At 51.8% G+C, this 12,180-nt stretch carries 4 protein-coding genes; 2 read left to right on the top strand and 2 right to left on the bottom strand.

Features of this window, described 5'->3' with window-relative positions:
• Positions 1–90 precede the first annotated feature (90 nt).
• The gene (locus KJZ99_04400; protein ID MCL4305130.1) at positions 91–2,622 is read right to left on the bottom strand and encodes a carboxypeptidase regulatory-like domain-containing protein; all 2,532 of its coding nucleotides are present in this window, start codon (positions 2,620–2,622) and stop codon (positions 91–93) included.
• Between the two features lie 172 nt (positions 2,623–2,794).
• Positions 2,795–6,190, bottom strand: a complete 3,396-nt coding sequence (locus KJZ99_04395) for a right-handed parallel beta-helix repeat-containing protein (protein ID MCL4305129.1) — start codon at positions 6,188–6,190, stop codon at positions 2,795–2,797.
• Between the two features lie 442 nt (positions 6,191–6,632).
• Between KJZ99_04395 and KJZ99_04390 the strand changes: the two genes are divergently transcribed.
• Together KJZ99_04390 and KJZ99_04385 are read left to right on the top strand one after the other, a co-directional pair.
• Complete coding sequence (locus KJZ99_04390) at positions 6,633–11,420, top strand: PAS domain S-box protein (GenBank protein ID MCL4305128.1); 4,788 nt, start codon at positions 6,633–6,635, stop codon at positions 11,418–11,420.
• 4 nt (positions 11,421–11,424) lie between these two features.
• Positions 11,425–11,796, top strand: coding sequence for a response regulator (locus KJZ99_04385; GenBank protein ID MCL4305127.1), 372 nt, complete (start codon positions 11,425–11,427; stop codon positions 11,794–11,796).
• The last annotated feature ends 384 nt before the right edge of the window (positions 11,797–12,180 follow it).

Below are 12,180 nucleotides of genomic sequence, written 5' to 3'. Positions count from 1 at the left end.
GCTTTAGTCGGTCTGTATTGTCCAGTGAATCCGGCGGAAAAGTTGTCTTGCGCATCAGCTGTTCAGCCAATCTCGCCACCTTTCTACAACCTATCGCTCCGAAACAACTATGAAGTACTCCGTTCCGGGAAGATCCGTCGAGACGGCAAATGAAGTTCCGGTTGTTGTGCCAAGAAGGACGGAATTCCCTATCTCCGGAGGCCACACGGTGCTGCTCCAGATGGAGTAAGAATTCGCATTCTCGGCAGTGGTCCAGCGCAGTTCTGCACCCGTTTCCGTCACGACAATCGTCAAATCGATAACCGGCGATGGCGCGAGAAAGTTCCCAGAGTCAATCGTGATGGGCAAGTCAACCGTTGGACGCGTGGGATCGTCTGAGGTAAATCTCAATCTGGAAAGGCTGATCCCGTCTGGAAGGCAGCATGATGACAGTCGGAGTGTTACAAGTTGCTGTTGCCCCGGGGCCACTGATCCGGCTGGTGGGATGGTTTGCACGGCGACACCGGGACAAAACTTGATGGCCATATCATTCGAGATATAGACCGAATTATTCAAAACCGTAACGCCACGAGTACGATCGTTATTCTGCAATCCAATTGTTGACGAGTTTAGGCGGTTCGTACCCATGTTTCCATACAGGTAGGTTATTCCGCCGTCCGCAGTCAGTATTATCTCGAAGTTGTATAGCCCGTTGTTCGCATAGCTCTGGATGTTCTGAAATGATACGACAAGGCTATCTAAGTTGTTGGTCCAGCGTCTCACGTTCGTTCCGGCACGCTGCGGACTTAGGTCATCCCACCAAACTGCAAGGATATTCTCAGGAGCGGAATTGCTTGGAAGAGCAGTGTTGTTATAGGAAGTCGCTCCCGTCGCGGTGGAAGTGAAGGACAGCCAGCCATTGGCAGAGACTCGAAACTGCGTGTAGTTCATTCCGTAAAACGGGAAAGTGAAACCGATCGCGTAAGGGCCGAGATTCTGATCATCCAGCGTAAACGAAACAGCGGTGCCGATTGCACTGATATCTACCCAGGAGTAGGCTGGCCCTCCTGGCGCACGGCTGTCAATCCAACGCGGTCCGCCATCTCCCGCACCGTAGTTTGTTGCGCTAAAGCCGAGCTCTTGCGAATCCCAATTCAATGTGATCTCGCCCGTGTTCTGCACTGCAAGTTCAAGATCTGTGACGCTGCAGCTCGGCATAGCCTGCTCCACACTGGCGGGCAGGAGAGCTATCTCAGGACGCGGAAGCGGATTCAACTGGATGTTCAGAATTGTCGGTGTTCCGTTCACAACATTCACCCCGTTTACTGTTTGGCTCTCATAACCGGGTGCTGAAAACGTCAATGAATAGACGCCGGACTGCAGCATACGGAAATACTCACCATGAAGCGCACTGCTGTACGTCACATAGGGGATGTTTGCAAGCATGACTCGTGCGCGCACAGGATTTCCAGATTCGGCGTCGGTGACAAATCCGCGAACCCCTTCACGGGCGGTGAGCAAGTAGTTTATCATACTCTGGCGATTCTCTCGCCATAAACTATCTAACGCGCTTTCCGGACCTGACTTTGTGTTCGAGATCTCCATCGTAACTTCTTTGCAGCCCATCCACACATAATTCCAGTCCTGCATCCCGCCACGAACCTGGTACCAATCGGCACCGTTGGTTGTTCCGTCTGGGGGGAAGGCGCTGTTATTGTACATTGTATTGTTCGATTGCGAATACACCAGCGAGATGTGGTGAAACAAAGTGTTCTCGGGTGTTGGGGAAAAAACGTCCGAACCACTGTAATTGCTGTCCCAAGGATAGTTCGCAACGACTGCCCCGCCGTGGAAATTTGCCGAGATTACAAAAGTTCGAGTCGCACTGAAGTTCATAACATGAGCTGTCTCAATCTGTCTTCCCGCTGTCGTATTTGTCGAGTCATCGACTCGGTCAGGAAAATCTCGGTTGAGGTCGATGCCATTGGCATTCCAGCGTTGACCCAGAGTTCCGGCATCCCGACCATCGGGATTCATCAACGGCATTATCCAAACTTCAAAATCGTTCACCAGTCCGGTCAATACGGGGTCAACGCCGTAACCGGTCAAAAGAGTATCGATCAGGCGTAGGCAGTTTTCGAGTCCTGCCAACTCATCACCATGCATCGCAGCAATGTACTTCACCTCAATCTCAGGCTCGTCGTCAGTCACGTTATCTGAGATTTTCGCGAACCACAGCGGTCTTCCCTGAACGGAGTTGCCTATGCTCTGATATGTGAAGAGAGATGGATAAGCTGCCGCCCAAGCGACAAAGTGTGCCTCGATGTCTGCATTCTCGTGGTACTCGTCCAGAGGTGAGTGCTCTTCACGCACTTCCTGCAACCACTGCACGTTAAAGCCGCGTGCCCTGAGAATGTCAAAGTCCTCTTGAAGCAGATAGACGTGCGCTTTGGACCCCCGATAGTGATCAAATATTCCGCCCGCATCTTGAATAGCTTGAGCGTCCAGGGGTGACTTGATCTCAATTTCTGCGAGCCGCGAGGTGAGCATATTCTTCAGCGGCTGCTTTGCATAGGTCGAGTACTGTGTTATTAAGCAACACAATAATGTCAATAGTAGTGAATGTAACAGACGTGTCATCATATTCCGTCCTAAGTTATCGAAAACACCGAGCCAAGATGGAGTCATCTTGCTTTATATTGAGGGTGAAGTGACTTAGCATAAATGTGTCCAAAGAGTTGCTAAGCGCGACAGTGATTTTGAGACATGCGATTAAGAGGTTCTGAGGGCTGGTTGATCGTTGCATGAAACATTGCTACTCTGCGGATTCCGCAACGATTCTAAAGAATGCCCGGGTCGGATGAATGGGTGCGGCGTACGGAAGGGTAACGGTCGTATCGGCAGTGACGGCGATTGTTGTGAGGAATGCACCCGAAGAGCTCGAATCAGTCTTAATGTAGAATATCCCTGAATTTTCATAGCTCCAATACAGATGAATGCTATCCCCAACACATTGAATAGCCAGGTTGTTTATTGCGGGAGCGAAGCCCAGCAGTTGAGGTCCATGATAACCCTGATCCGGTGCGTTGATGTCACTCAGATAGTCCGTCCTTGTTGTACCGGCAGGCGGGAACACGGCAGGATCGCCGGCATTCACGCAGGGCGAGTTAACCAAATCCCCCGCAGCAATCTGCGAGAGATAGTAGTTGTGTCCGGTACCTGCCACCCACTCGGGATTCTGGATGTGATTGTAGTGACGATCGCATGGATCACCATTTGCATTCACGCTGTCCAGTATCCCAATCCCCGCAGGTCCTTGCGTGGGAGAATTGGCAAACAGCACGAAATTCCCCCCGCTGTTTGACGCGACGCAATTGTAGCGCACCGATGAAAGGGAGGCCACGTAGAAGTAGATGCCACCCCCAATGTTGTCGGCGATGATGCTATTGTTAATCTGAGGAGTGCCAAACCGGATATAAACACCCGCTCCGTTTGTCGCGGAATTTCCTGCAATCGAACAGAATTTTACTTGGGCTGAAGAACCCGAGAGCCAGATCGCGCCACCGTCACCAGCGGAAGAGTTGCTCAGCAATAGGTTGTTTTCGAGAATCGTAGACGAGGTGGTGAGAAATATCCCTGCACCTGCGGTAATAGCGGCATTGCCCTCAATGCGGGAGTTTCGGATCGAACCACTTGACCCTTCACCAAGATATCCACCACCAGCACGTGCGTATCCACCTGACAAATTGCACCTATCTAATACTGGTGCCGCACCGCTCTTGACGTAGAAAACACCACCGGAGTCTGCTTTGCAAGAAACGAAGTTGCAGGCAGTGAAACTCGGTGTTGAAGTACCGGTACAATACACTCCGCCTCCGCGCAGTGCGGAAAGACGGGCAAACAGACTTCTTGAAACTGTAGGAGAAACCCCCGCAATTCGTAGTCCCCCACCTTCCTGCCGTCTTCCCAGAACTATCGCCGAGGCATCAGATACTTCCGTATACTCCAATACACTTGCAGACGAGTTCCCTTCAAATCGAATACCTTGCCATCTCCCGGGATTGGTTAGAGTATCCGTGGTGAATCGAATCGAATCCGTCAGTGAGCCACGTGCATGTAGCTCGCCGAGTACGAGCAGGCCGCTCGGTCCGCAAAACGTGATATTTGTTCCTGCGGCAATCCTCAAGGTATCCAGATAGTCGACAAGGACATCTGCCACGACCTTCACTTCGCCTGGCCCAATCATCCCTGACAGAGTTCCAAACAATCCTGTCGGCGCCTGTCCCAGTTCACTCTCCAATGCCCCCATATCAGGAAGTGTTCCTGCGGGAAAAGGCCTATCATTGCCTATCTGATCCGTCGTGACGGATAGCCAGTTCCCGGAACCCACCGCAGCGCTTCCGGTTGACAATGACCAATCTCCTCCAGTAGTGTCTGTGAACATCGGATCGCTGAACACGTTGAAATACGTGTCACAGGAGTCGCCGTTGCCATTGACCGCTACTGGAACTCCGATCCATGCAGGACCCTGATCCGAATTGCCACTGGCAAACTCAATCATCCCTGAAATCGTTGAATAGGTTATACGCGAGTTTGCGGCGGCTGAAAAGTACACGGCCTCCGCGCCGGAGTGAGCGATGATACTATTTTCAATATTCGCAAGTCCGGACTCAACAGATACGCCGCGCCCACTGTTTGCGGCAATGGTTGCATGAGCAATGTTGACGTTGGCTGCGACTTGAACAGCTACTCCGCCCGCACCCGAAGCAGCGTTGTTTCGCACCACGATACAATTCGTTGCTGTCAGCTTGCTCTGATTGGCAGCGATTCCTCCGCCCGGCAGACTTGCCGAATTGTTGGAGATCACACAACCGTCAAGCACTGCATCGGCCGCTTCCCAAAGCTGTACCCCTCCGCCACTCTCGTATGCAGTGTTCTGACGGAATGAGCATTCGACCAGTACGGGGAGCGATTGACGAATGGAGATTCCTCCACCGTCCCCATGCGCCAGATTGCTGTCAATGTTGCAATTGACGAATGATGGACGAGCGTTATTTCTCAGGAACACGCCACCCCCATGTGTTCCAGCAGTATTCTGACTGATTATGCAGTCGACGAATGATGGGGCACCGTCCAACGTCACCCATACGCCGGCCCCTTCGCCAGCTGCCGAGTTTCCTCGAATCTCGCACTGTTCGAAAAGTCCGTTTGATTGCTCGCGATAGCTGTGTATTCCTCCGCCATCATCTGCTGAAGAATTACCCAGGACTTGGCAGCGTAGCATATGAGGAGACGACTCCCAAAGATACACTCCGCCTCCGTCGAAAGAGTTTGTCGAGTTATTCTGGATCACACAGTCGTAGATTCGTGGGCTGGATTGTTCGCAGGAAAACCCGCCACCGTGCAAATTCGCAATGTTGTTGGTTAACAGGCAACTGTCAAAGCGAGCTTCTGATAGTTGAAGCTGTACGGTTCCGTTGACTCCGGTCAAATTACTGTCAAATACACAGCTTGTGAATTGTGGGGTGCCGCCTCTGACAAACAACCCCCCTCCGCTGCGTGCTGCTCTATTACGTTGAAAAACGGTCTGTGTCACGATGCTGGCAGCAGAACTGCGAATGAATAGAGCTCCACCGTCTCTGTCCGATAGGTTGTTCTGGAAAAAACAGGAGTCCATCAGGAGCGTTGAGTTGGCGAAATAGACAGCTCCGCCTTCACCGGAGCTTCTGTTGAAACGAAAGGTAGAGTTCTCAATCCGGACCATGGAGCCGCTGCCTGCGAAAATGGCACCGCCAAGGCTGTCGGAGGCCGTTGCTCCGTTCGCCAAGGCATTTTCGAAGATTGCGTATTCTATGTAGCTTGAGTCATTTGCGTTGATAAAGCTCAAACCGCGCCACTTTGCAGGATTTGTAAGCGTGTCAGTTGTGAACCGTACAGAGTCGCCGGCGAGTCCCTGAATCGCGACGTAGCCTAAGACGCGCAATTCGTATGGTCCTTCAAAGTGGACCGTGACACCGTTGCCGATTTCGAGACTGTCCAAAGCCTGGACGATCAAATTCCCTTGGACGACATACGGGCTGCCCGCCGCGTCCCATATGCCGCTGACGTTTCCGGCCGCAACAAACGTGGAGTCGGCTACAGCGAACTTGCACGCGAAGAACAGCAAAACGATAGCGGCCGCAGGCCAGTTACAGATTCTTAGCTTCATCATGAAACACCCCAAGTCACCTCATACCACGCACGACGTAATATCCTCTCGCCAAGTAACAGACTACAATTTGCATCTGAAACCGGCTGAAAGCAAGCGCTACGATTCAAGCGAGCAAGTACGAGAAATTTCCCAGTCACAGCATAACCTTATATATTTCAGTATTTTGTCATATCCTGTTTGAAATCACGGTCGCAGGCGGTAAGAATAACGAGGCGCATTCCCGCGCAAAGGCGTTTGAGCGCTCATTGGTGCCTCGATAGTTGCCCCATCTGCGTTATCGGGCATGGAATGCGCGCTGTAAGGAGAGAATCCTGTCATTCAGCGGGGAGGAGCTTTCACTTCAATGATAAATGCTATAGCAATTAGCTGCTCGAGAGACATCTTCTTAATGAGTTTAGCGAAACGAGTTCTTCGATCAATGTGCACCGTTTTCAAGCGTCACATGCCCCCGTACACCTCGCTTTCCATCCTATTGCTTTGGGCCGAATCTTCCCATGCCGAAGAGTCATTAAATGAAATTGTTGCGGGCTACTGGCCCGCATGGTTCGGTCTCGCAACTGCTTTATCCATCATTCTCGCTTCAGCAGTCGCTGTTCGCAAAGCACGTCAGCAAGCAGAAACCGGCTCTTCCAAAGTGTGGACGTCCAGAATTGTGAGCGGGGCGGATCTGGAAGTCCTGCTTGACAGTGATGGTAAGATAACCGAGATCAATCGAGGCCTCGGTCAATTGAAGCGGCTGATTGGAGTCCAGGCGGAGGCACTAATCGATAAGAAAGACAGATCGCGTTGGAAGAGATTTCTTGCAGATTTCAATGACACAACTGCCGGAAGCGCAGTTTCAATCTTCAAGGCGCGATTGCCAAACCGCAGGATTAGCTACTGGGAAGTTCTGCTTTCTTCTTCAGGCCGCATCGGCACTCCTGCAGCGGTAGTCTGTAGTGCACGTGACGTGACCGAGGCACACCGCAAGGAAATCACGCGTGATGTGCTCAATACTATCGCTGTTGCTGCCTCGCATGAGACTTCTTTTGAAGACCTAATCACGATCGTCTCTGGACAACTTGAGCGTGTTGTTGACGTTTCCAACTTCTACGTCGCCCTCTATGACTCGAACACAAATTGCTACAGAAAAGCCATCGCGCGCGACATTCACGCCGGTGGTGAGCGCTCGGACGAGTCACTTGATCTTGCAGGCGGGCTGACGGATCATGTGCGCAAAACAGGTGAACCTTGCTTACTCAACGACTCAAATCGTGAGCAATTCGCGCACGACATTGGCATTAGATCTATTGGTCATCGTGCAGCCTGCTGGCTCGGTGTGCCACTTCGCGTCCGTAGCGAAGTGACCGGTGTCTTTGTTCTGCAATCTTACACCAATCCCAAAGAGTACACCGAAGCCGATCTAAAACTGCTCTCAATTGTCTCCGGATCAATCGGTCGAGCACTCGAGCGACGGCAAGCACAAGCAGAACTGCAGGAACATGAAGCGCGACTTCGCATACTCACAGAGCGCATGCCCGCGTTAATCTGGACCCAGAACCTGTGTGGCGAAATCAACTACGTGTCCGGAGCCGCTCTGCGAAGGTTGGATTGTTCCGCGGATGACCTTGTAGGCCATAGACTGTGCGATATGCTTGAGTATCTTGAGAGAACTCCTGATCAAGTTCTTGAACGCTTGAACTCCGGTAACCCGTTGGCTTTCAGACTCAGAGCTCGCGGGCTTGAATTTAATGCCTATGTGGAACCATCTTATAGCCAAGGCGGCACTCTTGTCGGTGCGATCGGTGTTGCGTTGGACGTTACAGACCTGGTACAGAAAGACGAGGAGCTAAAACAGTACTTTCAACTATCCTCCGATGTGCTTCTGATATTGAACCGTGAAGGCAGGGTTCTGCGTTGCAATGAGGCCTTAACACGGATCCTCGGCCATAACACAAGTCGTATCATCGGCGAAGATATATTCGAACTGGTGTGCCCTGATGACCGGCACGAAGTGTCGTTAACCTTTTGCGAACATGCGTCTAGTCAGCTTCCAAGCGAAAGAGAAATTAGACTGATACATCGTGACGGCGAATATCGCTGGATGACTTGGTGCGCTGTGCAGTTGCCCGACTTGACGCTTTTCGTGAGCTGCAAAGACATTACTTATCGTAGAGAAATTGAAAACTCACTTCGCGAGCGCGAGGAACAACTAAGGACTTTTGTCGAGTATTCTCCGGCGCCGATGGCAATGTTCGATCGGGACATGCGGTATCTCGTGGTCAGTAAACGATGGTATCAGGCTTACAGACTTGAGGAAAGTTCAATCATTGGCAAATCGCATTATGAAGTCTTTCCTGAGATTCCCGAGCGGTGGAAGGAGATCCATTGGCGATGCCTGCGCGGTGATACTGCCTCAAGTGCGAAGGATGCTTTCCCCAGAGCGGATGGCTCGACTGACTGGGTGCGCTGGGAGATTAGACCATGGTATGCCGCAGCTGGTGAAGTCGGTGGAATCATCATGTTGACCGAAGTGATAACCGCGGAAGTTGAGGCGGAAACCGAGCTCCTGCGGTCAAAGACACTTGCACGCCAGATTGTGGACTCGTCGCTTGATGCGGTAGTTGCCATGGATAGTCAGGGATTTGTCACAGAGTGGAATCCTCAAGCAGAGGCAATCTTCGGATTTACGAAAGCCGAAGCCGTTGGGGAATTCCTGCATAACCTCATCATTCCAGCGGGATTTCGCGAAAGTCATCGTCGCGGCTTGCAAAACTACTTGCAGACGGGTAATGGACAGATTCTAAACAAAGTAGTACACTTCAGTGCGCGACGCAAGGATGGTTCCGAGTTTCCCATTGAGTTAACTGTCACGGCAATTGACGCAGGGGAACACCCGCATTTCGCGGGGATCGTGCGTGACATTAGTGAACGTACCGCACAGGAACAAGCGCTTAGGGAAAGCAAGGAAAAGCTTAAGGAAGCGCAGCAGATTGCGGGACTTGGCTTTTTTGAATGGTATGTTGACACCGATCACTTGGAAATGAGTGACGAGAAGCTCCGCATGATCGCTCGTCCAGGGCTTGCATTGCCGTTGACATTTGAGACATTTCTGAGCTTCGTTCATTCGGATGACAGGCACACCTTCACAGAGGCACATTCAAAGGTGTTCGAAGGGATGAACGAGGTCGAGTTGGAGTATCGAATACTTCGTGACAATGGCGAGATTAGATACCTGCTTAGTCGCGGCAAAGCGAGCCGAAGGGCAGATGGGTCCCTCGAAAAGATTTTTGGGACAACTCTTGATATAACCGAACGCGTGCGAAGTGAACAGCGACGCATGGCAACTGAGCAAAGGCTGGCAATCGCAATCGAAGGATCCAACGATGCATTCTGGGACCTGAATTGCGTATCGGGCGACTGCTATTGCAGCCCAAGATTCGTGCAGTGGCTGGAATATGAACCTGAGCAGTTCGTCTACCACGAGAGCTTCTTGAACTCACATGTTGCTCCTGAATCTATGCAGGCCTATCGTGATGCTTTCATTGAGCATGCAGCTGGCCGTGTGCCGGCAATTGAGCTGGAGATCCTGTTGCGGACAGCAAGAGGCAACACGCTCTGGATCTACACGCGCGGGAAAATTGTCGAGTGGAATGATGACGGGACACCTCTTAGGTGTTCTGGCTTCTCGACGAATATTACAGCAAGGAAACGCCTTGAGGCTCGTGCAACACAGCTTGGCAGGATTCTCGACAATGCTTTGAATGAAGTCTACATTATTGATCCGACTACACTGCAAATTATTGAGGCAAACCAACGCGCCAGCACGAGGACGGGCTACTCTCGCGCTGAACTTCAATCTTTGCCCGCGCAGCACCTCCTCGCTCCCTGGGCGCAGGAGCAGTTCTTCGAGATCGTGAGCGAGCTTCAAAGCGGGGTGGTCGATGTGGTTAGTCGTAGGTGCGAGCACATTTGTAAAAATGGAGATCACTATCCATTTGAAACGACGCTTCAGTTCATGGAGTGGCATGATCGGCGCGTCATCGTGTCAATTGGCGTAGATGTGAGCGAGCGTCTCAAAGTGGAGGCAGAGCACGAAAGCCTGCAGAATCAGCTTCGCCATGCGCAGCGCATGGAAACCATTGGGACTCTTGCCGGCGGGATCGCCCATGACTTCAACAATATATTAACTCCAATCCTCGGTTATGCCGACATGATAGCCTGTGAATTGCCCGAGGGTGCACCAATAAGGCAGGACATCGAGCAAGTTGTCAAGGCTGCTTACCGCGCGAAGGGGCTTGTCCAGCAGATTCTTGCATTCAGTCGGCGAGATGAGCAGGCTTATGTGCCGCTGAAGATTGAATACTTGGTTAAAGAGGCTCTTAAGTTGCTCCGTTCCTCGCTCCCCGCGAACGTCGAGCTGATTCATGACATCAAGGCGGTAGGCGACGTACTTTCGGATGCGACGCAGATTCATCAGGTTGTCATGAACCTCTGCACGAATGCGTATCAGGCGCTGGGTCGGAGCGGAGGAGTCGTTGAAGTGGAGCTCTCGGAGGTAACATTGCAGTCAGGTGGTATCGGATGTCCTTCGGAGATCGCCTCTGGCAGGTATGCCTGCTTGAGCGTGACAGACAGTGGATTGGGGATGGATGAACACACTGTTTCTAAGATATTCGAGCCTTTTTTCACGACCAAGGAGGTTGGTGAAGGAACGGGACTTGGATTGTCTGTGGTTCACGGTATCGTGACCTCGCATCGAGGGGCGATTCATGTTGAGTCGAAGCCTGGCAAGGGGACGAGAGTCACTGTCTGGCTGCCGATCGTCGAATCCGCAGCAGGACTGCTTGAGCAGCCCCGAATCGAGCATATTGCTGGCGATGAGCATATCCTTTTGTGTGATGATGACGAGACGATCGCGCTCCTTGGCAAACAGATGCTGGAATCTCTTGGGTATCAAGTTACAGCCTGTAACGACCCTGTTGAAGCACTTGTGCAGCTTCAAATTGCCCCTATAGCGGTTGATGTTGTCATTGTTGACGACATGATGCCGATTCTTTCTGGAGAAGATGTAGCTCGAGCTACGCATGATTTTGACAATGCAATCCCCGTTGTTTTGCTTGCCTCTGGGGGATTGCCGGACGCACTGTCTAAAGATTGCTTCGCAGGTTTCGTGTCGAAACCTGTCGGAGCTACAGAGCTTGCTGCTGCTGTGCGCAAGGCGCTATCTGTGAAATCAAAAGTGAGGTGACTTAATGGCGCGAATTCTTGTAGTGGATGACGACCCGAACATCAGGCAGATGCTTCGCAGCATGCTGGAACGTGAGGGCTATGAGGTTGATGTTGCTTCAAACGGATTGGAGTGCATGAGACGCTTTGAAGCGGCTCCCGCCGACCTTGTGATTACCGATATCATTATGCCCGAGCAGGAAGGTATCGAGACGATCCGACGTTTACGTGCTGAATACCCCGAAAGCCGGATCATTGCAATCTCGGGTGGAGGAAGGATTGGTCCCTCTGACTACTTGAGCATGGCAAAGTTAATCGGCGCGGTTAGCACTTTGTCTAAGCCGTTCGACCGAAAGGACTTGCTTGAAGCCATCCGGGGGGCTCTCTCGGTGGCTTAGGAAAGAAGTCCCATGGTCTTCGCGACCCCTTGAAGTTACGCTTCGGGGGACACTCATGACCTCCGAGGAGGCATCTGTGCCTCAGTGGTGGCGTTGATTGGACTTCAGAAGGGGGGTCTTGCGCTGCTTATCCCAATCTATTCCATAACTTACGCTTCTTTTTCATAGTAACTGACCCTCACTGCGAATTTCGTTTCACACCTCTTCGCCGTTGACTTATCCCTGCTGTGGTGCGTATACTTACTACAGTTCACCTAACAAGTGAACCTGTGGAAGTGACACCGAGTAGCAAGCTATATATAGTTAAGGAGTGAGCGAACATGAGAAATTTCAAAGCACTGTTTTTGGCCGTAGGGCTGATGGCATTTGCGGGACTGAGCCATG

The sequence above is a fragment of the bacterium genome (assembly GCA_023382385.1).
Lineage (GTDB): Bacteria > Electryoneota > RPQS01 > RPQS01 > RPQS01 > JABWCQ01.
The sequence above is the reverse complement of the archived record's forward strand: the minus strand, read 5'-3'. Positions and strand labels throughout refer to the sequence as shown.